This is a genomic window from Clostridium sp. UBA5712, from assembly GCF_002419845.1.
Classification (GTDB): domain Bacteria; phylum Bacillota; class Clostridia; order Clostridiales; family Clostridiaceae; genus Clostridium_J; species Clostridium_J sulfidigenes.
In genome coordinates this window covers 193,738-218,963 of the sequence record NZ_DIGW01000012.1, presented here as the reverse complement: position 1 = coordinate 218,963, position 25,226 = coordinate 193,738, and the positions used below count along the sequence as shown (strand labels likewise).

General features: G+C 30.0%; 30 protein-coding genes. 3 read left to right on the top strand and 27 right to left on the bottom strand.

The genetic code is table 11. The features are described 5' to 3' along the window. Nucleotide 1 precedes the first annotated feature (1 nt). The gene (locus B3B03_RS10820) at nt 2-1,066 is read left to right on the top strand and encodes a lysylphosphatidylglycerol synthase transmembrane domain-containing protein (protein WP_346847405.1); all 1,065 of its coding nucleotides are present in this window, start codon (nt 2-4) and stop codon (nt 1,064-1,066) included. Nucleotides 1,067-1,195: 129 nt separating this feature from the next. Here the strand turns inward: B3B03_RS10820 and B3B03_RS10815 are convergent, their stop codons facing one another. The 19 genes from B3B03_RS10815 to B3B03_RS10725 form a co-directional block, all read right to left on the bottom strand. Then, nucleotides 1,196-1,666 (bottom strand): cupin domain-containing protein, encoded by a 471-nt coding sequence (locus B3B03_RS10815; RefSeq protein ID WP_035130623.1) that lies wholly within the window; start codon nt 1,664-1,666, stop codon nt 1,196-1,198. A 2-nt stretch (nt 1,667-1,668) separates the two neighbouring features. After that, the gene (gene eutH, locus B3B03_RS10810; protein WP_035130598.1) at nt 1,669-2,763 is read right to left on the bottom strand and encodes an ethanolamine utilization protein EutH; all 1,095 of its coding nucleotides are present in this window, start codon (nt 2,761-2,763) and stop codon (nt 1,669-1,671) included. 81 nt (nt 2,764-2,844) lie between these two features. Next, complete coding sequence (locus B3B03_RS10805) at nt 2,845-3,390, bottom strand: BMC domain-containing protein (RefSeq protein ID WP_035130596.1); 546 nt, start codon at nt 3,388-3,390, stop codon at nt 2,845-2,847. Beyond that, the gene (locus B3B03_RS10800; RefSeq protein ID WP_346877291.1) at nt 3,383-3,655 is read right to left on the bottom strand and encodes a EutN/CcmL family microcompartment protein; all 273 of its coding nucleotides are present in this window, start codon (nt 3,653-3,655) and stop codon (nt 3,383-3,385) included. Before B3B03_RS10800 ends, B3B03_RS10805 begins: the two co-directional genes overlap by 8 nt. Before the next feature lie 11 nt (nt 3,656-3,666). Continuing rightward, complete coding sequence (locus tag B3B03_RS10795) at nt 3,667-4,353, bottom strand: TIGR02536 family ethanolamine utilization protein (RefSeq protein WP_346877290.1); 687 nt, start codon at nt 4,351-4,353, stop codon at nt 3,667-3,669. A 22-nt stretch (nt 4,354-4,375) separates the two neighbouring features. Next, entirely contained in the window at nt 4,376-5,002 is a 627-nt protein-coding gene (gene eutD, locus B3B03_RS10790) for an ethanolamine utilization phosphate acetyltransferase EutD (RefSeq protein ID WP_150846124.1), read from the bottom strand. 16 nt (nt 5,003-5,018) lie between these two features. Beyond that, a complete protein-coding gene (locus tag B3B03_RS10785; protein WP_035130586.1) occupies nt 5,019-5,798 on the bottom strand; it encodes an ethanolamine utilization cobalamin adenosyltransferase in 780 nt (259 codons plus the stop codon). Nucleotides 5,799-5,870: 72 nt separating this feature from the next. Further along, nucleotides 5,871-6,161 carry an ethanolamine utilization microcompartment protein EutM gene (eutM, locus tag B3B03_RS10780; protein ID WP_035130585.1) on the bottom strand — a complete coding sequence of 97 codons (291 nt, stop codon included), beginning with the start codon at nt 6,159-6,161 and terminating at the stop codon, nt 5,871-5,873. Nucleotides 6,162-6,210: 49 nt separating this feature from the next. Further along, a complete protein-coding gene (locus tag B3B03_RS10775) occupies nt 6,211-7,689 on the bottom strand; it encodes an acetaldehyde dehydrogenase (acetylating) (protein WP_346877289.1) in 1,479 nt (492 codons plus the stop codon). Then, complete coding sequence (locus B3B03_RS10770) at nt 7,689-8,369, bottom strand: BMC domain-containing protein (RefSeq protein ID WP_346847401.1); 681 nt, start codon at nt 8,367-8,369, stop codon at nt 7,689-7,691. The genes B3B03_RS10775 and B3B03_RS10770 overlap by 1 nt, the downstream gene beginning before the upstream one ends. 15 nt (nt 8,370-8,384) lie before the next feature. Beyond that, nucleotides 8,385-9,038: an ethanolamine utilization microcompartment protein EutL gene (eutL, locus tag B3B03_RS10765; RefSeq protein ID WP_035130583.1), complete on the bottom strand. Its 654-nt coding sequence runs from the start codon at nt 9,036-9,038 to the stop codon at nt 8,385-8,387. Between the two features lie 17 nt (nt 9,039-9,055). Further along, entirely contained in the window at nt 9,056-9,946 is an 891-nt protein-coding gene (eutC, locus tag B3B03_RS10760; RefSeq protein ID WP_346877288.1) for an ethanolamine ammonia-lyase subunit EutC, read from the bottom strand. A 13-nt stretch (nt 9,947-9,959) separates the two neighbouring features. Then, complete coding sequence (locus B3B03_RS10755; RefSeq protein WP_346847399.1) at nt 9,960-11,324, bottom strand: ethanolamine ammonia-lyase subunit EutB; 1,365 nt, start codon at nt 11,322-11,324, stop codon at nt 9,960-9,962. 17 nt (nt 11,325-11,341) lie between these two features. Continuing rightward, nucleotides 11,342-12,775, bottom strand: coding sequence for an ethanolamine ammonia-lyase reactivating factor EutA (gene eutA, locus B3B03_RS10750; protein ID WP_346847398.1), 1,434 nt, complete (start codon nt 12,773-12,775; stop codon nt 11,342-11,344). 131 nt (nt 12,776-12,906) lie between these two features. Beyond that, nucleotides 12,907-14,331, bottom strand: coding sequence for a sensor histidine kinase (locus tag B3B03_RS10745; RefSeq protein WP_035130573.1), 1,425 nt, complete (start codon nt 14,329-14,331; stop codon nt 12,907-12,909). After that, nucleotides 14,324-14,896, bottom strand: coding sequence for an ANTAR domain-containing response regulator (locus tag B3B03_RS10740; protein ID WP_035130570.1), 573 nt, complete (start codon nt 14,894-14,896; stop codon nt 14,324-14,326). The genes B3B03_RS10745 and B3B03_RS10740 overlap by 8 nt, the downstream gene beginning before the upstream one ends. Before the next feature lie 21 nt (nt 14,897-14,917). Further along, entirely contained in the window at nt 14,918-15,349 is a 432-nt protein-coding gene (locus B3B03_RS10735; protein ID WP_035130567.1) for a EutP/PduV family microcompartment system protein, read from the bottom strand. An 8-nt stretch (nt 15,350-15,357) separates the two neighbouring features. Continuing rightward, on the bottom strand, nt 15,358-15,705 hold the full coding sequence (eutS, locus tag B3B03_RS10730) for an ethanolamine utilization microcompartment protein EutS (RefSeq protein ID WP_035130564.1): 348 nt from the start codon (nt 15,703-15,705) through the stop codon (nt 15,358-15,360). Between the two features lie 245 nt (nt 15,706-15,950). After that, entirely contained in the window at nt 15,951-17,084 is a 1,134-nt protein-coding gene (locus B3B03_RS10725) for a 1-propanol dehydrogenase PduQ (protein WP_346847397.1), read from the bottom strand. A 491-nt stretch (nt 17,085-17,575) separates the two neighbouring features. Between B3B03_RS10725 and B3B03_RS10720 the strand changes: the two genes are divergently transcribed. Continuing rightward, complete coding sequence (locus B3B03_RS10720) at nt 17,576-18,694, top strand: hypothetical protein (RefSeq protein ID WP_035130558.1); 1,119 nt, start codon at nt 17,576-17,578, stop codon at nt 18,692-18,694. A 58-nt stretch (nt 18,695-18,752) separates the two neighbouring features. On the opposite strand, the gene B3B03_RS10715 is transcribed toward B3B03_RS10720, so the two are convergent. The 3 genes from B3B03_RS10715 to B3B03_RS10705 are packed head-to-tail and all read right to left on the bottom strand — an operon-like array spanning nt 18,753 to nt 19,821. After that, nucleotides 18,753-19,022: a hypothetical protein gene (locus B3B03_RS10715; RefSeq protein WP_346877287.1), complete on the bottom strand. Its 270-nt coding sequence runs from the start codon at nt 19,020-19,022 to the stop codon at nt 18,753-18,755. A 27-nt stretch (nt 19,023-19,049) separates the two neighbouring features. Then, nucleotides 19,050-19,442, bottom strand: a complete 393-nt coding sequence (locus B3B03_RS10710) for an SHOCT-like domain-containing protein (RefSeq protein ID WP_035130552.1) — start codon at nt 19,440-19,442, stop codon at nt 19,050-19,052. A 16-nt stretch (nt 19,443-19,458) separates the two neighbouring features. Continuing rightward, complete coding sequence (locus B3B03_RS10705; RefSeq protein WP_035130549.1) at nt 19,459-19,821, bottom strand: DUF2089 domain-containing protein; 363 nt, start codon at nt 19,819-19,821, stop codon at nt 19,459-19,461. Nucleotides 19,822-20,244: 423 nt separating this feature from the next. Here B3B03_RS10705 and B3B03_RS10700 point away from each other — a divergent pair, with 423 nt between their 5' ends. Further along, entirely contained in the window at nt 20,245-20,616 is a 372-nt protein-coding gene (locus B3B03_RS10700; protein WP_035130245.1) for a hypothetical protein, read from the top strand. Nucleotides 20,617-20,698: 82 nt separating this feature from the next. Here the strand turns inward: B3B03_RS10700 and B3B03_RS10695 are convergent, their stop codons facing one another. The 5 genes from B3B03_RS10695 to B3B03_RS10675 all read right to left on the bottom strand — a co-directional run bounded on the left by B3B03_RS10695 (nt 20,699) and on the right by B3B03_RS10675 (nt 25,200). Continuing rightward, nucleotides 20,699-20,971: a hypothetical protein gene (locus B3B03_RS10695; protein ID WP_346877286.1), complete on the bottom strand. Its 273-nt coding sequence runs from the start codon at nt 20,969-20,971 to the stop codon at nt 20,699-20,701. A gap of 76 nt (nt 20,972-21,047) precedes the next feature. Beyond that, on the bottom strand, nt 21,048-21,803 hold the full coding sequence (locus tag B3B03_RS10690; protein WP_346847393.1) for an exodeoxyribonuclease III: 756 nt from the start codon (nt 21,801-21,803) through the stop codon (nt 21,048-21,050). 154 nt (nt 21,804-21,957) lie between these two features. Beyond that, entirely contained in the window at nt 21,958-22,986 is a 1,029-nt protein-coding gene (locus B3B03_RS10685; RefSeq protein ID WP_346847392.1) for a hypothetical protein, read from the bottom strand. A 92-nt stretch (nt 22,987-23,078) separates the two neighbouring features. Continuing rightward, nucleotides 23,079-24,512: a HAMP domain-containing sensor histidine kinase gene (locus B3B03_RS10680; protein WP_346877285.1), complete on the bottom strand. Its 1,434-nt coding sequence runs from the start codon at nt 24,510-24,512 to the stop codon at nt 23,079-23,081. A 4-nt stretch (nt 24,513-24,516) separates the two neighbouring features. Continuing rightward, nucleotides 24,517-25,200 (bottom strand): response regulator transcription factor, encoded by a 684-nt coding sequence (locus B3B03_RS10675; protein ID WP_346847390.1) that lies wholly within the window; start codon nt 25,198-25,200, stop codon nt 24,517-24,519. Nucleotides 25,201-25,226: the final 26 nt, after the last annotated feature.

Sequence of the window (25,226 nt, the reverse complement as noted above, 5' to 3'; positions counted from 1 at the left end):
TGTGCAAAAATCTATAAAAAAAGACAAGTTTAAAAACTACTATGGAAGTTTAATTTTTATGTTCTTACTCATTGCTATTACTTTTTACTTACTTTTTAAAGATACTTCGATAACTTCACTAATCCCTGTAATAAACACAATTAATCCTATTTACTTATTCATAGCATTTTCTATGATGTGTCTATTTATAATTTTTGAAGCTTATGTTATTTATATTATACTTAAAAATTTAAATATAAAAGTACCTTTTAAAAAATGTATTGGTTATTCCTTTATTGGATTTTACTTTAGTGCTATTACTCCTTCATCATCTGGTGGTCAGCCAGCACAAGTATACTATATGAAAAAGGATAATATAAATATATCCTATTCTTCTTTAACTTTGTTAATAGTTGCCATAGTCTATCAATCAGTAATGCTTTTATATGGACTACTTATGTATCTTTTTAAATATACTTTTATAATAAATAATATACATGGCATTAAATGGTTGTTAATTTATGGAGTTATGATAAATGTATTTATAATAGGTTTTATATTTGCAGCTATATTTTCTAAAAATTTAGTTGGTAAATTTATTAAATTTATTGTTGAACTCTTATCAAAATTTAAAGTTATAAAAAATACAGAGTATACTCTATCTAAAATTGATGTTCACCTTGATGAATATACTAATGGTGCTAATTATATCAAAAATAATCCTTTACTAATTGTTAAGGTTTTAATAGTTACAGTTTTACAAATCACAGCCATGTATTTAGTTCCATATTTCATATATAAATCTTTTGGATTAAGTACTTATGGCATTATAGATGTACTTTCTATACAAGCCTTATTAACTATAGCAGTCTCTTCTTTGCCTTTGCCTGGTGCAGTAGGTGCCAGTGAAAGTAGCTTTATGATATTATTTAAAATATTCTTTTCAAAAGAATTATTGCTCTCTGCAATGCTATTAAGCCGTGTAATTAGTTTTTATGCCTTTCTATTATTGAGTAGCATAATAACAATAATTATTCATATTAAAGTTAATGGTAGACATAAAATTCAACATAGTCATCTATATTAGTAATAAATTCTGATAGAAATTACAGTAATAGAATATTTAATATTCTATTAGTTTATATTTAAACTAAAAATACAGACTATATCTAAATAAAATTTGGATATAGTCTGTATTGGTATGTTAATTAATTTATTAGTTTTGAGTTGCCCAATCTGCTGGATATGTTACATATATGAATCTAGCATAGTTTGGAACTGAGAATTTAATTGTGCTTCCTTTTGGTATTAAAATTAATTCTCCAGCATCCGCTGATACAAGTCTTCCATCTATTACTATGTCTAGATGTCCTTCTATAACATAATCTATTTCATCATAGTTTAAAGTCCAATCGAAGGTTGTTTCTTTCATCTCCATTATTCCACAACCTAATCTTTTACTTTCCTCAAGAGTGAATAAATCTTTTGTATATACTATATCACTGCTATTTCCAGTATCAAGCCTATTTGACTCGTCTACTCTAACTGTTGGTAGTTTAACAGAGATAATTCCGCTTGCATCTTTATTTCTTACAAAATCTACAGAATCATTAGAAGCTCCTGTAAGTTTTTCTTCTATTATTTGTCTAACTAATTTTTCTAATAAGCTTTTATCGATATTTTCCATCATTATTTAGCCTCCTCCTTTTTAGCTGCATTGTTTGCAATAAATATAGCTACAAATACTGCTGTAATTCCTGCAACTAATTTACCAACTATCATTGGTAATATCATTTCTGAATTAAATCCTGCTGTAAATCCTAAGTGATCTCCAAATACAAAGGCTGCAGATACTGCAAAAGCAACGTTAATTATTTTACCTCTGTTATCCATATCCTTCATCATTCCAAACATTGGAATACTATTAGCAAGCGTTGCAACCATACCAGCTGCTGCTATATCATTCATTTTTAAAACTTTACCTAATCCCATTAATGGTTTTTGGAATACTTTCGTAATTACGTATACTAGTGGGAATGCTCCAGCAAGAACTATTGCTATTGCTCCAACAGTTTCAATACCATCAGAAATTGGTGCCATTCCTGGAATTACAACAATTCCTGTTAATGCTTCAATTACAGCCGCTGCTAATCCTAAAGTTATAACTATTACTACAAACTTCCCGAAAACTGTAAACCCTTTAATTATTGCATTTTCAAATTTCCAAAGTCCTAAAGCTATAAGTGCTGCAATTATTACTATTGGAATTAAGTTTTTTAGCACCATAATTATTGGGAATCCAGCTACAAGACCACCAACAAAAGCTCCTAATGGAATTGTAATAACCCCTGCTAATACTCCCATAGCTAAGAATTTATGATCTTCTTTTTCTATTATTCCAAGGGCAACTGGAATTGTAAATACTATAGTAACACCCATCATTGAACCAACTATTAATCCGCCAAACATTCCTGCTTGAGAATCTACTGCAAGAGCTTTAGAAAGCGAAGCTCCTCCCATATCGTTTGCAAGTAATGTACCTCCAAACATACCTGGGTCTGCTCCTAAGAAATTAAATACTGGTACTATTACTGGTTCTAATATATTTGCAAGTACTGGTGCAAGACAGATAACTCCTATCATTGCAATTGCAAGAGAACCCATAGCCATGAAACCTTCTTCGAACTTTTCTCCCAGCCCAAACTTATTTCCTAAACACTTATCTATGGCTCCAAGGGCCATAAATACAACCATGATATATACGATTATCTCGTTAATTCCCATTGTTTCATCTCCTTAATAAGTTAATTCTTTATTTATTCAATTTATTTATACTGTTAACTGTGTAAACTAAAGTTTAAGCTTTTATGTTAAATACTTAATGATAAGTTCATCTGGTGAAGGTATTACTGATGCATGAACAATTCGTTTTTCTTCTATAGCTTCTTTAGCTATATTTATTCCATGCTCTACATCACTAAGCCCACCAGAAATAATATAAACAAGTTTACCACTTATTCCAGATGCTACTTGTAGTTTTACTAAATTTAAATTGGCTCCCTTAAGAGCAATATCTAAAGCTTTAAGACCACTACTTACGCTATTGGTCTCCATTACTCCTATGGCCCCATTAGCCTTAGTTACAAACCTACTTTTCAAAGCTTGTATAATATTATTATGGACACTATTTATAATACAACTATCTATTATATGCCCCTGACCAGAGAAAATCCCGTGGTCAAGGGTTGTTCTTATAGCACCTTCATCTCCTGTTAATATAACCAAAAACCTTCCAGGACATATAGTTTTAAGATATAGTACATCAACATCAGCTTTTTTCACCATTTCATCTGCAACTTCAATGCCTTTAGCTATACTTTTAAAATCAATTGCTCCAATACTTTTACTCATTTTCCACCTCTATTGAATCAATTATTCCTATTATAGTTGCATCCACAGGTACATCTCTTTCTCCTAGTGAAACTCTAGCTGAGCCACCTCTAGTTATAAGCACATTATCACCAGTACCAGCACCTACACTATCTGCTGCTACAAAAAAACCGGTTTCTTCTACATCTATATCTTTAAGTAGCCTCACTATTAAAAACTTCTGACCATTTAGCTTTTCATCTTTCCTAGTTGCCCATAATCTACCAACAACTCTACCTATAACCATATTATCCTCCGCTAAACTCTTTTAACTTTCAGATTATGAATTCTTATAAAGTCGTTAGCCAATGGAGTGATTATGCTTTTTTTATCTATTACCACAGATTTCATTCCATTCATAAATGGCTTCCTAAGATCCATCTCACTAATAAGTTTCTTATTTCTAATTTCGAAGCTCATCTCTTCTGATATAAAATTTGAAGTTTCTAATATACTAATATCTTCAATTTTTTTATACTCTTCTTTTCTTGTGGTTTTATCTTCAACTTTTTCAATAAACTCAACTATATCAATTCCGTACACTTTAAGCTCTCTTTCAAAGCTTAAATACTTATTATATAGTGCTCTTGGAGCAGTATTTTTATACTTTCTATACTCTAGACCATTTTCAAGGACATATACCTTCTTACCTGCTAATAGCATATTAATGATAAAGTTTTCTTCTTCATTAATACCAGTTAGCGTAGCTATATTTGCCATGGACTTTATAGATAGTGTAGAAACTATGGCTATGTCAGCTTCTAGTTGTTCTTCATTATATGAAGTCACAGTATATTCTTCATCTAAATTAGATTTAGTAATAGGATCCAACTCTACATCTCCAATTATTACAGCTATCTTATGTTTTACAATATTTTTATTTGTTTCTTCTAACTTTTTATAAACTTCTTTTACTATTAAGTCCACAAGTTTATCATAGTTCATTTATATACCTCCTTTTTGAGGCCTACTTAACTATTCTACAAAGAGTTCCCTTCGTAAATCCACAAGCATTAGCCTCATCATAGTCTATATGCATATATGTTCTAAAGTCTGGGCTTACTCTTATGACAACATCATCAAATATTAGGGGTCTATTACCATAAACCTTTGCTTGAATGATTTCTTTATCTTTCACACCAAACTTCTCTGCATCTTCTGGAGTTATGTGTATGTGCCTTTTAGCAACAATTACTCCTTTATCTATTGTAAGAGTAGCTCGTTCTGTAGAAATTGTAATTCCAGGAGTACCTTCTATTTTACCACTCTCTTTAACAGGAGCCTTAATTCCAAGAACTGTTGCATCAGTTAATGAAATTTCTACTTGTGTAGATTTCCTTGCAGGTCCAAGAACAACAACATTCTTTAGTGAACCCTTAGGTCCTGTTATAGTAACTCTTTCTTTACATGCATATTGACCTGGTTGTGATAAGTCTTTAACCTTATTTAACTGATAATCACGTCCAAATAATATGTTTATATGTTCTTCACATAGGTGAACGTGTTTTCCTGAGGCTTCAACTTCTATAAAAGCTTCTTTTTTTACTCTCTTTATTACTTCATCTATGATATCTTCTACTAAAAGATTATTCATATTTCATCCTCCTGCTTTAACTGTATTCTCCAGTTCTATATTTAAATATCATTATCCAAAACAAGGATGATAATCTATTTAATGCCTTTATTATATCCGGCCTTTGAACATCACCATACTCCCCTTTAAATGCGGTATAAGCTAAAAGTTCAGTTTCTCTTATAGTTGTTCTACAAGAATTTAATGCCACAACAGCCTCACCCATAGAAAACGCTACTGGCTCATGACCAATCCCATAATATTTCTTTGGATAATGAGATTTTTCTCTCAACTCTTCTGGAGTCATACCAAGAAGTTTAAATTCTCCTACTGGTTCATTAACTACTTCACATCTAAGGAGACCTCTTACAAACTTTAATATCTCTTCAAGGTCTTCTGTTAGCTTTGAAGCTCCTAATTTATGAGTAATAACTTGAGTTTCCAATATCTTAGACTCAAGAGAATCTAACTTTCCTCTCAGCGCTATTATCTTATGATCTTTAAACACTAATAAGTTTCCATTTAAATGTGTCATATGCTCAGGTTTTTCCATTAATTCAGCACCAAATACAGTTATATATTTACTTTTTTCTTCTCTCGTTTGTAACTTTACAGGTACTTCTTCTTTTACCTTTTTTACTTCATGCACTACTTCCTCTAAAGAATCTACATACTTCAATTTAATATTATTTTCTGACAAAAATGATTTTGCAGATGGGGTTACTATTTGCCCTTTTAGAACTCTAAATTCGGTATATTCCTTAAAGTCTGTTCCCTTTAACTGTCTTCTAACTTCACTTTCAGTTAATACTGACATATCTTCACATCCCTCATTAGATGTAAGAGACGTATTGCTTATTTTAGCAATACATCTCTACACAAACCTAAATTAAACTGTTTCCTGTGTTTTTGGTAAAACAGCATCTACTTCAAAGTGTGGTCTTGGGATTACGTGAACTGATATTAATTCTCCAACTCTTTCAGCAGCAGCTGCTCCAGCATCTGTAGCAGCTTTAACAGCTCCAACATCTCCTCTTACAAGTACAGTTACAAGACCGCCACCAACTTGTTCTTTTCCTACTAGTTGTACGTTAGCAGCTTTAACCATTGCGTCTGCAGCTTCTATTGCTGCTACTAATCCTTTAGTTTCAATCATTCCTAATGCATTTGCGTTTGCCATTATAAATTCCTCCTTAAATTTAACCAATATACTTTGAAATTTTATTTTATTATCTTAATTCACTTATTATTTTCTTAACAAGTAAATTAACAAGCTCTTCTGTGTCTGCAGATGAAAGTGAACTATTATTTCCATTAACTGAATTGCTACTTCCACCTCTAAAATGTTCAATTTCTCTAACTCCATAAGCTACTTTTTTGATATTTACAAGGTGAAGTGGTCCTACATTATCAGATGTTGCACTTCCACCAATAGCTCCACAACCTAAAGTTAAAGCAGGTACTATATTTAGAGAAGCACCTATTCCTCCTAAAGTACTTGGAGTGTTTACTGGTATTCTTGATACCGGCATACTAAGAGCAAATCTTTTTACTAGTTCCTTGTCTTCACAGTGCATTGAGAATGTGTGACCAGCGCCTTCATTAATAAGTATTTCTCTACACTTAGCTTCTATATCATCTACACTCTTTTCAACATAGAATCCTAGAATTGGAGCTAGTTTTTCTCTTGAATATGGAACATTGTGTCCTACTTCTGTTTCTTTAGCAATAAGTACTCTTGCTGAAGACGGTACGTTAGTTAAATTAGCAAGTTTTGCAATAGTTTCTACACTCTTACCAACTATTTGTGGATTCATACTTCCATTAGCTCTCATTATAAATTTACCAAGTTGTTTTGCTTCTTCTGGGCTTAAGAAATATGCTCCTTGATTTTTGAATTCAGTCACCACTCTATCTTTAATAGCTTCTTCTATAATCACTGATTGCTCAGAAGCACAGATTGTTCCATTATCAAAAGTTTTAGAATCCATTATTCTCTTAACTGCAACTTTAATATCAGCACTCTTATCAATAAATGCTGGACCATTTCCTGGACCAACTCCAAGGGCCGGTGTACCTGAAGAGTACGCTGCTCTAACCATTGCTGAACCACCAGTTGCAAGTATCATAGCTGTATCTTTATTTTTCATTAATTCATCTGTAGCTTGAAGGGTTGGAATTGTAATGCATCCAATAACTCCTTCTGGGCATCCAGCCTTTACAGCTGCTTCATTAATAATTCTAACTGTTTCTAATATACTTTTTTTAGCATTTGGATGTGGTGAAAATACTATTGCGTTTCCACATTTTAATGATATAAGAGCTTTATACATAGTTGTTGATGTTGGATTAGTTGAAGGAATTAATCCTGCAATTACTCCCATAGGTACTGCAACATCCATAACTTTTTTCTCTTCATCTTCTGCAACTATACCAATAGTTTTTAGATCCTTGATATAATCATAGATATATGTAGACCCAAAAATATTTTTAATTACTTTGTCCTGCCATATTCCAAATCCAGTTTCTTCAACTGCCATTTTAGCTAGCTTCTCTGCATTTGCTGCAGCAGCCTCAGCCATAGCCTTAACTATTCTATCAATCTCATCCTGAGATTTTTTAGCCAATTTTGCTTGAGCAGCTTTAGCTGTTTTAATTAGATTTCTAACCTCTTGTATAGACGCTAAATCTTTATCTGTAAGTTCCATTATTTTTCACCTGCTTTGTTATATTCTAGTATAGTTTTAATAAGCACATCCTTTTTGGCAAATTTAATTTGTTTATTTGTCATATTCGGAATTTTTAAAGTTCTAACTAATCTTCTTAACTCTTCTACTTTCATAGAGTTATAATCTATATGATCTTTGAAATCATTTTTTATAATTTCTTCTATTTTGTTTATTTGAGGCTCTATTTCCTTACTTTTTTCTTTGGTTTCTTTTTTAGCTTCTAATTTTTCTTCTGTAACTTTTTCTACAATTTCCGCTTCAGAAGTTTCCACTTTTTCCTTGACTAAAGCCTCTTCTTTTTTATTAACTGGAGTTTCTGTTTTTTCCTTATCTTTTGTATCACTTTTTTCACTGGATGATTCTATAGGTACCTCTTGTGGTTTTTTATGTCCTTCAAAGAATAAACCTTCAACTTGTGAATCTACTCTTGGTATCACATGAGCAGTTCTAAAAGTACCTAAACTTTCTACAGAAGCCTTGGCTGCATCAACTGCAGCCTTTACCGCTCCTACATCTCCAATAATTTTAATAGTAGTTATTCCACCTTTTATTTTCTCTAGTCCAATCAAAGTAACATTTGCAGCCTTTAGAGCAGAATCTGCAGCTTCTACTGCTGCAACGTATCCTCTTACTTCTACTAGACCTAATGCTTTACTCACTTACTAAACCTTCGCCTAAAAGTTTACTGGTTGTTGAGCAACTGATTTGACAGCTTCTGCAAAAGCGTCACATGCTGCCTTACATGCTGATTGACTACCTGTAAGTAATCCACCACCATAGTTTGTTTCAGTTGGAGGTCCAAAGAATTCTTTCATTTCAACATCTGCTGCCTTAAGAGCTGCATCTAATCCATAGATAGCTTCAAGTGGTGGAGCTACTAGATAAGCTATTGCTTCTCCTTCTTTAACTCCTGCTACTTTTGAAAGATAAGTTCCAGTTCTTGAAACACAGTGTGCATAGTAAGCTATAGAGTTATCATCATTAGCACTTACAAAGTGTGATCCATTTTCCATGAAGTCTATAGTAGCATTTAAACCACTTCTTACTTCTGCTGGACTTGGTCCAGCTATTATTCCAATAACTTCACCAGCAAGTTTTGTAGATGCATTAGCAGCACCTGCATACATTGATCTTGCATATACTACATCAACTTCAGCAGCTTTTGTAGCTTCATCAAGGGCAGTGTAAGTTACGTCATCACTATCAGCAGTAATGATACCTAAACTTTTATGATGAGGTTGTAATTCTAATTTTTTAACTAGTTCTGGGCTTACATTTGAAATTATTTTAACGCTTAATACGGTTGGACGTAATGCTTCATTAATCACAATAAATTCCCCCTAAATTATATTTTTAAATTTATTCCTGATGCTTTTTTATCAAGCATTGTCTTTATAAGTTCAGCTATATGTGCTCCAGCTTCAACTGCTGTAGTACCACCTTTATGGATGTTTGATATAACTGTTCTGTTAGCCTCTGGCATATTAGCTGTTGGTCTATAAGCTATATAAGCACTCATTGATTCAGCAGTAACAAGACCTGGTCTTTCACCTACTAGCATACAAACAACCTCTGCTCCTGTTGCATCACCAATGGCATCCATAGCTCCAACTCTACAATGTTTAATGAATAATATATCTCCAATTTCAATTCCATACATTTTTAAACCTTGCTTAATTGAAGGAACTGAATCTTTTAGGTTAGCTTCAATAGCTGCAGAAGAAAGTCCATCTCCAACTACTACTAACACTTTTTGACCTGAGAACTTATCTTTTATAAACTTAGTAGTTTCTTCGTCAAATCTTCTTCCTAGGTCAGGACGAGTTATATATTGATCTTTATCAACACACATTGTATTTACTGGTATTAAATTATTCTCTTTTATAAAGTCTTCAGATACATAAGAGAATACAGAGTCTTGTGCAGCAGCATGGTCAGCTCTAACTCTTAATTGAGTTATAGTTTTGTATCTTGGACCTGATCTTCCAATACCTATTCTTGCTGGAGTTCTTTCCTTCATTTTTAGATATCCTTCTCTATCATGAGGGTTTTCAACTAAAAGTTGTTTTTTAAGGTCAATTTCTGTGATATCTGGAATACATCCATTTTCATCTACTGAACCTATTACAGCACTCATTTTATTTGCTACTTGATTTACTATGTCAGTACTACCTGATTTTTCTACCATTTCTCCTAATAACTTTTCAACCATTAATTTTAATTCTTGTTCGTTCATCAGTAGTCCCCCCTTATCCTAAAAATATTGAAGCGTCGCCAGCTCTTCTGGTTAACTTGCCATTTTCTATAATTCCCATTTTTTCCATCCACTCTTCAAAAGGTTTAATAGGTTTTACTCCTAATAACTCTCTTAATGTAGCTGTCTCTTGATATCCAGTTGTTTGATAGTTAAGCATTACATCATCACCATGAGGAATTCCCATGAAGTATGTACATCCTGCTGTAGCAAGTAATACCGCTAAGTTTTCTATATCATTTTGATCAGCTTTCATATGGTTTGTGTAACAAGCGTCACATCCCATTGGGAGTCCTGAAAGTTTACCCATAAAGTGGTCTTCAAGACCAGCTCTTATAACTTGTTTTGCATCATATAGGTACTCAGGTCCTATGAATCCAACAACTGTATTTACTAAGAATGGTTGGAATCTCTTAGCAAATCCATAGCATCTAGCTTCCATTGTTACTTGGTCAGCACCATGGTGTGCATCTGAAGAAAGTTCTGAACCTTGACCAGTTTCAAAATACATTACGTTTGGACCTGTAGCAGTTCCTTCTTTAAGTGCAAGTTGTCTTGCTTCTTCTATTGTTGCAGCAGTAAATCCAAATGCTTCATTTCCTTTTTCAGAACCAGCAATTGATTGGAATATAAGATCCGCTGGCGCACCTTTTCTAATTGCTTCCATTTGTGTAGTTACGTGCGCAAGTACACAAGTTTGAGTTGGTATTTGCCATTTTTCTTTAAATTCATTAAATCTCTTTAAGACTTTTGTTACGCTCTCTACAGAGTCATCAACTGGGTTTAATCCAAGCACTGCGTCTCCAATACCATAGCTTAATCCTTCCATTAAAGATGCAAGTATTCCATCTGGATCATCTGTTGGATGATTTGGTTGTAATCTAACAGATAATGTACCGGGTTCTCCTATAGTTGTATTACAATGTGCTGTAACTTTTATTTTCTTAGCTGCGTATACTAAATCCATATTAGACATTATTTTTGCAACAGCAGCCACTATTTCTGATGTTATTCCTCTTGAAACTCTTCTTATATCTGCTCCTGTAGTATTATCATCTAGTAGCCACTCTCTAAATTCTGCTACAGTCCAATTTTTAACTTCTGCATATATTTTTTCATTTACGTCATCTTGTATTATTCTAGTAACCTCATCTAATTCATAAGGTACTGCAGGATTATTTCTTAAATCAGACAATGTAAGGTTAGAAAGTACAACTTTTGCTGCAACCCTTTCCTCTGCTGACTGTGCAGCTATTCCTGCTAAGTTATCTCCTGATTTTTCTTCGTTTGCTTTTGCCATAACTTCCATTACTGAATTAAACTGGTATACTTTTCCGAATAATTTAGTTTTTAAAATCATGATAATCCTCCTCTCGGTTAATTAAATACTAATGTTTTTATAACTACAGGTAATACTTTACCTTCCGCTACGGGTTTTCCTATATCTATATAATCTCCATTTTCCACCTTGATACCATCTATACAAACTATGTCCTTATCAAGATGTAAAAGGGAGTAAATAGCCTGACCTAATACCTTTGCCATATCATTTTCAACAATTATAATAAGTGGAAGCTTTCTATCAATCAGTTCTTTCATCCCACCTACTAGTCCCTTTGCCATATCTTGTATTTCTGCAAAAGAAGGATTCTTCTTTCCATGTAGGGCTATGGCAATACTCTGAAGTTCATTTTCATATTTAAACCAGTTAATTTTTTCTGATATAGCTTTTTCTAAAACTTCAGAACCTCTATTCTCATCTTCTAAACTGAGCTTTAAAATTGGTAAATTTTTTATAGGGAAGTTGTCATGGGTATATGTAATTGTACTTCCACTAATATCCATAGTGTGAGAGCCAGCTCCCACTACTGTTGCTCTTATAGTTTCTATTGCTCTCGCCAATTTTAATTTTTTACATAAGTCTGAGTTTTTAATAGCTTCTCCAAGAAGTATTCCTATATCTCCATACTTAAAATAATCTTCTATAGGAGATTCATTATATACATAGTCAGCTACTCCGCCTGAAAAAGATATACACTTAATCTCCTCATTTAAGGCAATAGACTTATTAGTAACTATCATTTCAAAGATAGATGTTTGAGTCCTAATTCCTACGCTTTCCTCTAAAAGCTTTACCATTTCATCAATAACTGGAATCAACATTTCTTTAGTTGCTTTATAGCCAACTTTTATATCAAAATTATTTTGATTTATAATATTTTGTATTTTAGGTGCTATATATACTATATTATTTGTGTCTTTATCAAGTTTTATAAGTCTTCCACCTATATCTAGACATCCAGTTTCCTTCAAATCTCCTCTAGTAAACACAGCTAAATTTGTAGTTCCTCCACCAATATCTAGATTAACTACACTTGTAGAATGTTCACTGGAGTAAATGTGAGCTCCTGCACCTTTAGCTGCTATAATACTTTCAAGATCTGGACCTGCTGTAGCAACTACAAAGTCTCCTGCAAATCCACTTAAAGTATGCAGTACTTCGTTGGCATTTTCTTTTCTAGCAGTTTCACCTGTTATAATTACAGCTCCTGTTTGTATTTCATCCTTATTGATACCAGATTTTTTATATTCTAAAGATACTATATCCTTAACTTTCTCGGCATCAATTTCTGTCATAGATTTAAGTGGCGTAAAATAAACATCACTTCTATAAACTACTTCTTTATCAACTATTGATATTCTAGGTACTGAAAAACTTGAAGCAGTGTTTTCTATGATTAGTTTCGAAAATACAAGTTGAGTTGTACTAGTTCCAATATCAATTCCAACACTTAAAAGTTCTTCTCTCATTAAATCACCTCCAAATACAAATATAAAAAGGCTTAAAGCTATCAAATTAATCTTTCAAATAACTATGAAAATTAATTTTTTTAACTTTAAGCCTCTTTGCTTAAATCAAACTACTTCAATGTAGTTCTATTTTATTCAAGTTTTATAGGAAATCTAAATTTAATTCTAGTTCCCTCATCATTAGAAAATATATCTATATCACCTTTTAATTTATCAGATACGTAGTTTTTTACTATAGACATTCCTAAGCTAGAAGATTTATCTATGGAAGTATCAAAACCAACTCCATCGTCAGCTACTGATATTTCTCTAAACTCTTCCTGCTCAGTAACAATAATTTTTATAGTGCCACATTCCCTATGATTAAAAGCATGATCATAACAATTTTGTATTAATTCATTAATTATAAGAGATATTGCAGTAATTCTATCTGTATCAATATAAAAATCATCACCTGATACTTCTATGTTAATTTCCTTTTGAATGTTTAAAAAACATCTTTTAGCATTATCTACTATAGCATTTATAACCTTCATAATCTTTACCTCATCACTTATATCCTTAGATAGAAGTTCATGAGTTGCTGCAATAGCTAGAATCCTATTCACACTTTCTTGAAGACTTACCTTTGCTTCCTCACTATCACATCTTCTCCCTTGAATACGTAAAAGTGAAGCTACAGTTTGTAAGTTATTCTTTACTCTATGATGAATTTCTCTTATAGCAACAGATTTAGAGATTATTTCAGCTTCCTTATTCTTTATATCTGTTATATCTTGAACTATTTCAATAACTCTCAAGTCTTCTTCCTTAATCAGTATTCTTTTTATTCCATAATAAAAATTACCAACTTTTATTTCCTTTGTTATTACTTTATTATCTTCTGTAATCTCTAAGATTTTATTAATATTAGTAAATAGGGTATTATCTAAGGACAAGTCATCATAATGCATTCCTTCAAGCTCATTATATCCCCTACCTATGTAAATCATATCAGCTTTTCTATTTTTAATTCTTAATATTCCATTTTCATCATAAACTAAAATGGCAGATTCTAAGTTATCATTTATCAATCTATTGGAATTTATCAAGTTCATAAGCTGATGTGTCTTTTGTCTTTTGCTTTTGGAGCCATCATTAGGAATAGTAAAATCTTCTTTTATTTCATTACTTATATCATCCTCAACAATAATTACTCCTATTATTTTTTCCTTATTATAAATCGGGTATACCTTTTGCCTTACAAATCTATTTTCTTGTGTTAAAGCTCTTACTCCTTTAAAAACCTCACCGGTTTTTAGAGTTCTTATTACACCAGGCTCATTAATTCTTAAAGCTTTTTTTCCTACTACAGAATTAGTATAAATAGATTCTTTTTTTCTTCCTTCTGAAACCACTATAGCTTCTTCTGGATTTTTTGATGGCACATCTATAAAAGCATCACATTCCTCTAAATTAGCTATTAACTCAATAGAGCTAGAAACCTCTATGATTTTATTAACATCTTCATCAGTAAGATTAGTATAAATATTACATAATTCTTTTATCTTATTCATAAGCCACTATTAAAGTTTTTGCAATATCTATCATAGAGCATCTTCTATCCATACTTAATTTTCTAATGTATCTGTAAGCTTCTTCTTCATCGGAATTTAATTCTTTCATAAGTATACCTTTTGCTTTTTCTATTAATTTTCTTTCGTTTAACTTTGATGTAACTTTCTCCAGGTTATTTTCTAACTCTTCAAACTCTTCTACTTTAGCTAAGCACATTTCCACTGTTGGAATAAATGATTTTTCATCTAAAGGTTTCACCAGATATCCATATGCTCCTACACTTTTAGCCTTTTCTATAAATTCAGTATCATTAAAGGCTGTCAATAAAAGTATTCCACCTGCAAGATGCTCAAGTCTAATTCTTTTACTGGCTCCTATGCCATCAAGTATAGGCATCTGTATATCCATAATTACTAAATCAGGTTTATGCTCTTTACAAAGTTCTACAGCACTAAACCCATCTGAAGCCTCTGCTACTACATTGTAACCCTCCGCTTCTAAGATATCTCTGATATCCATTCTAATAATAGGCTCATCGTCGACTATTATGATTTTTTTACTCATATTTAATTATTCTCCTCTATATTATGAACTTAAATATTTAATTAATTCCTCTATGCCAGTTCCATCTAAAGTATTTACTTCAAATATTCTAGATACTCCAGCCTCATTTAAGATTTCCTTAGCATATTTTATTCTATCTTTGTTTTGAGCAATGTCTATCTTTGTCACTATCCCAATACATTCTTTAGCAAACATACTACAAAAACCTGGTGCTATGTACGATTCTTCTGAAGTACAATCATATACTAGTGCAATTACATCTGCATCTGCTGATGTTACTATCAAAGCTTTGTAGTAAGATCTATTTTCTAGATATTCTCCTGGAGTATCTATAGACTCATCATAAATTTCTACCGATTGAGTCTTCTTATATTCTAAATCTAAATCGTGAATCTTTTGACACAAAGTAGTCTTTCCACTTCCAGTCTTTCCTATAAATATTACTTTTTTCATGTTACCTCCTAGGTTCTAGTAATTTTTGTAGAGGTAAATTGTAATAATCCTTCAAGTACAGAAGTAACTTCCTTTAATGCTGATTCTACAGAACTAATATCTCCTGTTATAACAAGTGAACCACTAAATCTGTCTACAAACCCAAGATTAACTCCAGCAGCTTTTGTAGCTACATCAGCAGCAATTATAGAACCTTCACTTGGAGTTATAGTTAAAATACCAATAGCATCTCTAGTGCTTGCTACAAGACCTAGCTTTTTATAAAGCTCTTCTGTAGGATTTGCTATTATATGTGCAAGGGTTACTTGTTTTCCTGGAACAAACTCCTGTATGATCCTTTGCTTATCGTCACTCATATACTCACCTTACCTTTGCATTTAGAGACAACACTAAAATAATATTTTCATATAAATTATTAGTCTTAGTATTACCTGTGTTTTAACAACTATTCTTAAATAAATCTATAATTTTATAAAAATAATAAAGGCTCCTCGAAAACATAATATTTTCAAGAAGCCCCTTTGCTTAAAACCATTACACTACTTTGTGTATATTTCGATTATATATTCAAAATTTTATACTGTCAACCCATTTTTTGATGTTATTCTTTAATTTTTCCGATAATTTCAATAACATTAAGAGGAGTAGGTATTTTAGGGTTAGTTGCAGTACATGCATCTAATAATGCACTGTTTGCAATTTCTTCTTTAAGCTTTTCTAATTCTTCCATAGATACACCACAAGCTTTTAAAGTGGTAGGCATATTCATTTCCTTTTGTAATTTTTTAATTTCATTTACAATACTTCTAACTCCTGCTCTAGCATTACTACAAGGTAATCCTAATAATTTTGCTATGTTAGCATATTTAATAGCAGCTCTAGAAAACTCATTATTCTCATATCCTACTATGTCAGCATTAAAATCAACTATATAAGGTAATAATAAAGCATTAGTTCTTCCATGAGGTACATGGAATTTGCCGCCTAGAACATGGGCTATCCCATGATTTAATCCAAGAGAAGCTGAATTAAATGCAATTCCAGCAAGACATGATGCATTATGCATTTTTTCTCTAGCTTCTATATCTTCACCATTACTATATGCTCTTAAAAGATATTTAAATGATAGTATAAGTGCTTTTTCAGCTAAAGCATCTGAAAAATCAGAAGCATTTGTAGATACATAAGCTTCAAGAGCATGGGTTATTACATCCATACCTGTATCTGCAGTAATTGATCCAGGTACACTTTTCACTAGTTCTGGATCTAATATAGCCACATCTGGTAATAGATCATCTGAAACTAATGGATACTTTGTTCCCTTAGTTTTATCTGTTATTACTGAGAAAGATGTAACCTCTGAACCTGTACCGCTTGTAGTTGGGATAGCTATAAATTCCATATCTGTGACAGATGTAATTTTCTTCGCAAAATCCATTATTGCTTTAGCTGCATCTATTGAAGAACCTCCTCCTAGAGCAATCAACACTTCTGGCTTAACTTTCTGAAGCTCTTCTATACCTTGAACTATAAGCTCTATAGGTGGATCTGGAACTATATCACTAAATATAGTTATGTTAGCACTTTTTAATTTTTCTGTTATGTTATTAATCATTCCTGATTTCACCATGAAAGGATCTGTAACTACAAAAACTTTTTTATTTCCTACTTCCTCTAACCGTTCTAAAGCTCCTTGACCAAAATAAATCTGAGTTTTAATTTTAAAATTGTTCATCTTAAACTCCTTTCAAGACTATCTTATTTACAATATAGTCTTTAAAATTAATTAACTATTTATGCAGTAAGTTTATTAAAAGAAAATTCATTATTAAATTTACCCTAAAAACAACCACAAAAAGCTCCATAGGAATAATCCTATGGAGCTTCACTGCTCTTTAAGTACTTCATTGTACATATTTTCAATATACTATTTTAAAAAATAAAAGTCAATAAATATTCAATTAATTAAAATGTAAACTTATTAATTAATTGAATATTATATTTATACTATAATATTTATCTCTTAAACTACTATTTTCTACAGTATTTTTATTTATATTAATAAATATTAAAAAATTTTTCTGTTTTAAATATTTTTTATGATAAAATCCTCTAAATTTGCCGTTAAATATTACATTTTCTCGAGTCTATTATACGTTTACATATGACTATTTTTAAAATATAATATTTGTATAACATTATAACCCTTAATACTAGGAGGACGGAATGAAAAACTTTTTTTATAAAACTAATGTAAAAAATAATATTATTACTTTATATCCTAAAGAATCTAAATGTAATGTTTGGTATATTATTTCTATAAGTTTTCTCATTGTTTTTATGATATTTAATATATTCTTTTCAAATCTATTAGTCCTAGATGGTAAATTTCCTTTGCCATGGATTGTATTATTATGTATAACTGTAATTATAACCATCACTAATTTTAATGAATTTCACTCTTCTAATTTTATTATTATCAGTTATATTATAACCATTCCAATGATTTTAAATTATTTATTGTTTAAATTATACATATACATACCTAGTCATATAATTCTTATATTATCTTTAGGTATATCTATAATCTACAGAGTTACAAAAGAATTCCATAGTAAAAAATATCTAAAAATTATTATGGTGATTTTATCTATATGTACTTTCTTTTCAATTAATTATTACATATATTCTAAGAGAATTATAAAAGATTCTAACCTTAATACTACTGTAAAAAAAGCCATAGGTATGAATTCATATTCTTTAAATTCTTTGAATAAAACTGAACTTTCAAATGTAAATATACTTAAAATAAAAAATGTATCTAATCTAAAAGGCTTAGAATACATTGAAAATTTAAACACCTTGGATATTAATGATGATGGATTAATTTTAGATTATTTACCTATTACTAAGTTGTATAATTTAAAGACTTTAAGTATACACAGATGCAACTTAAATGTCTTAAGTGAAGTAGCCTTATTTGATAAAATAGATACTTTTAAACTTATATATCCTAAAACTGATTCTATAAATAGTCTGCCATTATTCCCAAAGGTAAAAAACTTAACCATTAGCTTTAGCAGTGATTTTCAGCTTTCAACTTTGAAAAATTTTCCTAATGTAGAGGAATTCTCTCTATGTTTAGAAGGTCCTTTAATTGTAGATGGAATAGAAGTTATAAATAATCTAAAAACCTTGAATCTATCCTACGCTTACATATCAGATTATTCTAAACTTTTTGATATACCTACCCTGAAAACTATTAGTTTAAAAAATTGTTATATTGTAAATTTAGAGGATTTCATAAAACAGGCTGAATCTAAAGGTATTAAAGTCATTATGTAGTTTTACATAATGACTTTAATCAAACTGATCATCTCTTTAAAATACATACATATATTATCTATATAACTATTTTTACACTTTCTCCTTCATTGGTTTTTATATCTACAAGAACTAAGCCTTTATATTTTTTATTAAGATACTTAATTACTTTTTTTAAGTTCTTCATTTCTTTATTGTTAATTGCTACCTTGGTTTTACTATTATTTTTTTTCCTATACATAGATTTTAATGCTAAAGGTAGTACAAATATTCCTAGCGAAATACAAACCCTTGGTATACATATATTTTTACTCTTATTTTCCCCTGGTTCTTTTATATTGATAATCATTTACTCAAATCCCCTTAATATATTATTTTAAGCTATTTCTATCAATATTTTATCTCCCTCATCTGTATCTACTTGTACAATTGGTCCTACAACACCTTTATCAATAGCTTCTAATATCATATCAATTTTGATATCATATTTGTCCATACTTTCAATTACATTACTACCAGCAGAAGCCATTATTTTTATAACCTCTAGTGGTATTGTAACTTTAACATTTTCTCCATCGTGAGATTTAATCCTTATATAAAGCATTCTAGTCCCGTTAGTTGATTTTGGTATTTTAAAGAATTCATCATCATCTTCGCCTTTTACTTTATCTCCATCGTTCTTTTCTAAGGTTTCTAGAAGTTTACTTGCTTGCTCCCCTGTAAGCTTTCCTTCCTCTACCATTTTTAAAATTCTTAACTTATCTTCCATGATTACTCCCCCTAATTTATATTTTATTTAAAAGTTCGATAGCTTCATCTGAAGTTATCTCACCATTTTCTAACTTTGTAATTACATGTTTTCTATCAATTTCATGCTGTTTTTTACTAGATAGCCCTAATACTTCATTTATTTCATCTAACTTACCCCTTACTGTTGGATAAGAAATTCCTAATGCCTTCTCTACATCTTTTATATTTCCTCTATATTGTAAAAAGGTTTCTACAAACCTTAATTGATCATGATTTAACTTCTCAAACTTTGAAAAAGTAAAATTATTTTCAATTACAGTATTACATTCATCACACTGTAGCCTTTTTATATTCAATTTTCCTGAACAAACAGGACATCTTGTTAATGCCTTATACATTCTTGCCACCTCCTAAATAAAATTATACGGCATATTCTTTTAATTGTAAATATATACATTGAAAATAATTAATATTATTATTCAAAAAATTAATTTTGAATAAGTATTATATTAATATAATTAATTTTAATATTAATATAATTAATTATACTCGTTTATTGATAATATATAAAAATCTTATTATAAAATATTCATTACAAACCTTAGAATAAATATACAAAGATCTAATAACATAAATCTTTTTAAATTGGTAATCATAATTATTGATAAATTTAATATATTTATTAATGTATAATCAATAAATATTGTATACAAACTATAAATAATTTAAATATTCAGTAAATTAATTGAATAATCTTCAAAATAATGGTACAATAATAATTAAAATATATGAGAGTTAAAATTGAGAGGGAGTGAATTTTTATGATGGTAAAACTTACTGTAAGAAGCATTATGAATTTAGGACTATGGGGTAGACTTTGTGAATATAAAGGGTGGGATAAACTTATAGTTAGAGAAGGTTTAATCTCTCTTGATAGTGAAGTTGAATTTGATGATGAATTTTTAAAGAAAGATGTTGTACCAATAGAGAAATTAAATGTATTCTTATTTAATGTGGATACTGAAGATGCTAGATACTGTGGAACATTATTAGCAAGAGACTTAGAAGATGCAAAAATTAGAGTTGGTATGATCCACAATGTAACTAAGATTACAACTATTCAAGAAATCACTAAGGAACAGTTATATAATATGAAAAATAAACATATGGTTCTTGCAAGAATACCACTTTAGTCTATAAATGATACTAAAATAAGAAAAATCCCCAGTTAAATTGAGAATTATCAATTTAACTGGGGATTTTTCAAACTATAATTTAAATTTCTTTAAACTGCACATTATGTGCATAATGAAGTAGTAGATCTCTTTGTACTTCTATTATGGATGTATTAATATTTTCTCCATGAACCCTTAAAGTTACATCACTATGGTCTCCATATCTTTTTAGAAATTTATCCATATCTGAACGTTTAATACTAATTGGCAAAGTATCTCCATTACTTCTAATTATCATTCCCACAGTTCTTCCTTCATTTCTAAATTTTCTTCCCTTAATTTTTAAATCTCTTAAACTAGCATCTATTATCATAGTAACCCCTCCATATTTACTTAAGTATAATTTTATATATTATATTTAAGTTTATGGAATAATATTACTTTAAATGTTAAATATTAATTTCAACTTCTACTGGACAATGGTCTGAACCTAATATCTCTGTATGTATCTTAGCTGAAATTAAATTTTCCTTTAATCTTTCTGAGGTACAGAAATAATCAATTCTCCATCCTGCATTTTTCTCTCTAGCTTTAAATCTATAAGACCACCAAGAATATGTTCCTTCTAAATCAGGATAGAAATTTCTAAAGGTATCTATAAATCCAGAATCTAATAATTCAGTGAATTTATTTCTTTCTTCATCAGTAAATCCTGCATTTCTTCTATTATTTTTAGGATTTTTAAGATCTATCTCCTTATGAGCTACATTTAAATCTCCACAGACTATCACTGGTTTATTTTCATCTAAATTTTTAAGATGTTTTCTAAATTCATCTTCCCAAACCATTCTATAATCAAGTCTTTCTAACTCCGACTTAGAGTTTGGAGTATATACTGTTACAAGATAAAACTTTTCAAACTCTAAAGTAATTACTCTACCTTCTTTATCATGTTCTTCTATTCCAATACCATAGGATACATTCATAGGTTCTATCTTTGTAAATATAGCAGTTCCTGAATATCCTTTTTTTTCAGCATAATTCCAGTATTGATGATATCCTTCTAAAGCAAGTTCTATCTGCCCACCTTGAACTTTACTTTCTTGAATACAAAACATATCTGCATCTACTTCTTTAAAGAAATCTAAAAATCCTTTTTGAACGCAAGCTCTAATGCCATTAACATTCCACGAAATCAACTTCATATATACTACCTCATTTCCAAAATAAATTTTAAGTTATAATAACTTATAACTTAAAACTTATTTTATTATTAGCTATAGCTTATCACTATAAGTTTAATGTGATTCTATTACCTTACTAATTATTGTAACATATAGTATATATTTATTTACACTACTATGGAGTAAATTGTCTACTAATTGATGCAACTATACTATTTTTCATATCCACTTTACATAGTAAAGCTCTTTCTGCAGAGATGTCCTTCTTATACTTATCTATATGCTTTTTAAAAGTATCATAATTAACTGTTTGAAAATCAATCTTATTATTATCTGGGTTTACTTCATAGGCTAATAAGTTCATAGCTACATCCTTAGATACTTCATAAACCTTTGTTTCAACTACAGAATTTCTAATATAATAGTCATCATAAACTATATAAGTTCCATCCTCTTCTTTTATAGCTTTATTATCCTTTTTAGCTTCTACTAAGGCATCTTCTCCAGTATAAAATTCTACTTCATCGAAGGATATATAAATAACATTATTATCTGTGTAAATATCTTTTACATATCCAATTCTACTATCATACATATTCTCTTTTATATTTAAGGTAGCATGAACATTTCTTCCATATTCCTTTGTCACCCCATTGTATGAATATTGTCCAGGTTGATTTAATATATCTATCTTTGATTTTTCCCAAAGAACATAATCCTTTATCTTATTGTTATCTACAATTACTTCTACCTCTTCTGGTAAAACAAATGAAAGGTCATCTTCATATATATCATAAGATAACTCAACTCCTTCCATTTTTACCCTTATACTAGTAAGAATCTTTTCCATATTTTCTGTATCAACCTTATTATCAATAGCTAATTTTATAATATAGTAAGCATCATCGTACCTCTTTTTCTTTATATACTCATCCTTTATATCTGTATATATCTGCTTATCATTCTTTCCTTTTGTTATTGCAGCTTCATAGGACTTTCTAGCCTCTGCATATTTTTTTTCTTCTAGAAACTTATTGCCCTCCTTTATATACTTTTCTATTTCATTTTCCTCAACTTGAATATCTTTGGCTACATTTTCAGATAAAACAATCTCTTTATCTTTATTTTTGCATCCTCCCATTATAACTGTACCAGTGACCATAACAAAAGCTACAGAACACAATAGAAATTTATTTATTTTCATTTTCAAGCACCCCTTACTTAATAACTTTAATATAAGTATATGATGAAAATTTTAACAACTATAGTAAAGTTATTTCCAAGTTATTAACAAGGTTATTTTATACTTAATGGCATATCTACTCTTACAGTAACCTTTTCTCCATTTATAATATCTATAGAACCTCCATGATCTTTTATAATTTCACTGCATAGGTATAATCCGAGTCCTCTACTTTCAGATTCTGAATACTTATTAGATTTTATAAAAGCTTCAAAAATATGATCATATATTTCCTTAGGAATAACTCCTGACATACTCTCTACTTCTATAATATATTTCTTCCCTTCTATTTTCCCATTTATATAAAGATACTCTTGTGATTTAGAATATTTTATACCATTATCAATTAAATTTATAATAAGTTCCCTAATCCTGTTACACTGTGCTGATACTATACCACTTTCTAAATTTCTTATAATTTTCATAGAGTATTTTTTAGCTTTTATACTCATGTCATCACTTATCTCATCTATAAGTTTATCTATTCTAATATCCTTAAATTCTTCTGTAGTATAAGATAATCCCTTGGATATTTCTATTAACTCTATAATTAAGTGATGTAATCTTTCACTCTCTAGATATATTCTTTCTATAGCTCTTTTCTTAAAAGCCTCATCCTTTACCATCCCATCATTTATCATCTCTGCATATCCAGAAATAGCAGTTAACGGTGTCTTCATTTCATGAGTCACATTATCAAAAAAAGCTTTTCTACTTTTCTCTAATTTCTCTACCTTTTGTTTTTCTTCTTTTATTGTATTTATTTGTTCTTTTATTTTTTCTTTCATACTATTAAATTCTCTTGACAATATAGCTATTTCATCATTTCCATGAGCATCTATATAAAAACTATAGTCTCCTCGTCCAACTTTTTTTACGCCTTCTGTCAATGTTATTATAGGCTTAGTAACTTTAGTTATTATAAAAAAGCATAAGCTAAATATAAAGAATAATATAATACCTTCTACAACAGTTATAAATAAAAGCATCCTATTATTTTCACCATAAACCTCACTATAATCTTTTATAATACTAAGAACCCCTAGATTATCTTCATTCACAAAAATAGGATAGGACAGAATTCCATAGAGTTTTTTATCTTCATATTTAAGATTAACAATAGCAGTTCCAGATCCAGCATTTTTATTTCCACTATTTAATATTTCCCTAAAAGATTCATCTACGTTCTCACTTAATATCTTGCCATCTGTATCACTTATTTCTACAGTGCATTGGAAATTAGATGATATATATCTATTTAAGTAATTGCTTTCTTTAACTAAGCTATCTTTTTCATACTCTAACTCTGTAGCTAGCAGTCTATATTTTATAGCTTCTCTAGTACTATACATAATTTCATTTAGTGAATTACCTATGGATGTCTCCATTCTAATAATTAATATATTCCTTATGGATAAATTCAATATTACTCCAAAAGTTATAATTATAGATAGTATAGAAAATATAAATTTTACTCTTATTTTCATATTATTACCTCATCACATATCCTACCCCAAATACTGTATCTATAAGATATCTCTCATTTTCATTATCTAATTTACTTCGAATTCTTCTTACATGAACATCTACAGTTCTAATATCTCCATCATAATCATATCCCCAAACTTTATTAAGAAGTTCTTCTCTTGAAAATACTCTATTCCTATTCTTCACTAAGAATTCAAACAAATCATATTCCTGTGGTTTCAATCTGACTTCTTCTTCATCCTTTAATACAATTCTACTATCTATATTTATTTTTATATGATTTGAAACTTCTAAAAATTCACTTTGGCTCTTCACTTTGTACTTTTCTACACATCTAAGAGCAGTTTTAACCCTTGCAAGGACTTCCTTTATATGAAATGGCTTAGTTATATAATCATCAGCTCCTAGCTCTAATCCTAAAATTTTATCTACTATATCATTTCTTGCAGTTAATATTACAATTGGAATTAAATACTTACTATTAATTTCTTTACATAACTCGAAGCCACTTTCATCTGGTAAATTTAAATCTAACAAAGCTAAATCAGGTTTATAATTTTTTACTAATTCTCTGCCTTCTTTAGCCGTAAATCCACATCTTACATTATATCCTTCACTTTTTAATGCAGTATATAATATATCACTTATAGATATTTCATCTTCTACTATTAAAATCTTTATACCCATATCTCTCTCCCAAATTAAAAATTATC

Excerpts from the sequence above, each read along its gene's own strand:
- B3B03_RS10815 (WP_035130623.1), bottom strand. The coding sequence starts at position 1,666 with ATGGAAAATATCGATAAAAGCTTATTAGAAAAATTAGTTAGACAAATA.
- eutH (WP_035130598.1), bottom strand. The coding sequence starts at position 2,763 with ATGGGAATTAACGAGATAATCGTATATATCATGGTTGTATTTATGGCC.
- B3B03_RS10805 (WP_035130596.1), bottom strand. The coding sequence starts at position 3,390 with ATGAGTAAAAGTATTGGAGCAATTGATTTTAAAAGTATAGCTAAAGGC.
- B3B03_RS10800 (WP_346877291.1), bottom strand. The coding sequence starts at position 3,655 with ATGGTTATAGGTAGAGTTGTTGGTAGATTATGGGCAACTAGGAAAGAT.
- B3B03_RS10795 (WP_346877290.1), bottom strand. The coding sequence starts at position 4,353 with ATGAACTATGATAAACTTGTGGACTTAATAGTAAAAGAAGTTTATAAA.
- eutD (WP_150846124.1), bottom strand. The coding sequence starts at position 5,002 with ATGAATAATCTTTTAGTAGAAGATATCATAGATGAAGTAATAAAGAGA.
- B3B03_RS10785 (WP_035130586.1), bottom strand. The coding sequence starts at position 5,798 with ATGTCAGTATTAACTGAAAGTGAAGTTAGAAGACAGTTAAAGGGAACA.
- eutM (WP_035130585.1), bottom strand. The coding sequence starts at position 6,161 with ATGGCAAACGCAAATGCATTAGGAATGATTGAAACTAAAGGATTAGTA.
- B3B03_RS10775 (WP_346877289.1), bottom strand. The coding sequence starts at position 7,689 with ATGGAACTTACAGATAAAGATTTAGCGTCTATACAAGAGGTTAGAAAT.
- eutC (WP_346877288.1), bottom strand. The coding sequence starts at position 9,946 with ATGAACGAACAAGAATTAAAATTAATGGTTGAAAAGTTATTAGGAGAA.
- B3B03_RS10755 (WP_346847399.1), bottom strand. The coding sequence starts at position 11,324 with ATGATTTTAAAAACTAAATTATTCGGAAAAGTATACCAGTTTAATTCA.
- eutA (WP_346847398.1), bottom strand. The coding sequence starts at position 12,775 with ATGAGAGAAGAACTTTTAAGTGTTGGAATTGATATTGGAACTAGTACA.
- B3B03_RS10745 (WP_035130573.1), bottom strand. The coding sequence starts at position 14,331 with ATGAATAAGATAAAAGAATTATGTAATATTTATACTAATCTTACTGAT.
- B3B03_RS10740 (WP_035130570.1), bottom strand. The coding sequence starts at position 14,896 with ATGAGTAAAAAAATCATAATAGTCGACGATGAGCCTATTATTAGAATG.
- B3B03_RS10735 (WP_035130567.1), bottom strand. The coding sequence starts at position 15,349 with ATGAAAAAAGTAATATTTATAGGAAAGACTGGAAGTGGAAAGACTACT.
- eutS (WP_035130564.1), bottom strand. The coding sequence starts at position 15,705 with ATGAGTGACGATAAGCAAAGGATCATACAGGAGTTTGTTCCAGGAAAA.
- B3B03_RS10725 (WP_346847397.1), bottom strand. The coding sequence starts at position 17,084 with ATGAACAATTTTAAAATTAAAACTCAGATTTATTTTGGTCAAGGAGCT.
- B3B03_RS10720 (WP_035130558.1), top strand. The coding sequence starts at position 17,576 with ATGAAAAACTTTTTTTATAAAACTAATGTAAAAAATAATATTATTACT.
- B3B03_RS10715 (WP_346877287.1), bottom strand. The coding sequence starts at position 19,022 with ATGATTATCAATATAAAAGAACCAGGGGAAAATAAGAGTAAAAATATA.
- B3B03_RS10710 (WP_035130552.1), bottom strand. The coding sequence starts at position 19,442 with ATGGAAGATAAGTTAAGAATTTTAAAAATGGTAGAGGAAGGAAAGCTT.
- B3B03_RS10705 (WP_035130549.1), bottom strand. The coding sequence starts at position 19,821 with ATGTATAAGGCATTAACAAGATGTCCTGTTTGTTCAGGAAAATTGAAT.
- B3B03_RS10700 (WP_035130245.1), top strand. The coding sequence starts at position 20,245 with ATGATGGTAAAACTTACTGTAAGAAGCATTATGAATTTAGGACTATGG.
- B3B03_RS10695 (WP_346877286.1), bottom strand. The coding sequence starts at position 20,971 with ATGATAATAGATGCTAGTTTAAGAGATTTAAAAATTAAGGGAAGAAAA.
- B3B03_RS10690 (WP_346847393.1), bottom strand. The coding sequence starts at position 21,803 with ATGAAGTTGATTTCGTGGAATGTTAATGGCATTAGAGCTTGCGTTCAA.
- B3B03_RS10685 (WP_346847392.1), bottom strand. The coding sequence starts at position 22,986 with ATGAAAATAAATAAATTTCTATTGTGTTCTGTAGCTTTTGTTATGGTC.
- B3B03_RS10680 (WP_346877285.1), bottom strand. The coding sequence starts at position 24,512 with ATGAAAATAAGAGTAAAATTTATATTTTCTATACTATCTATAATTATA.
- B3B03_RS10675 (WP_346847390.1), bottom strand. The coding sequence starts at position 25,200 with ATGGGTATAAAGATTTTAATAGTAGAAGATGAAATATCTATAAGTGAT.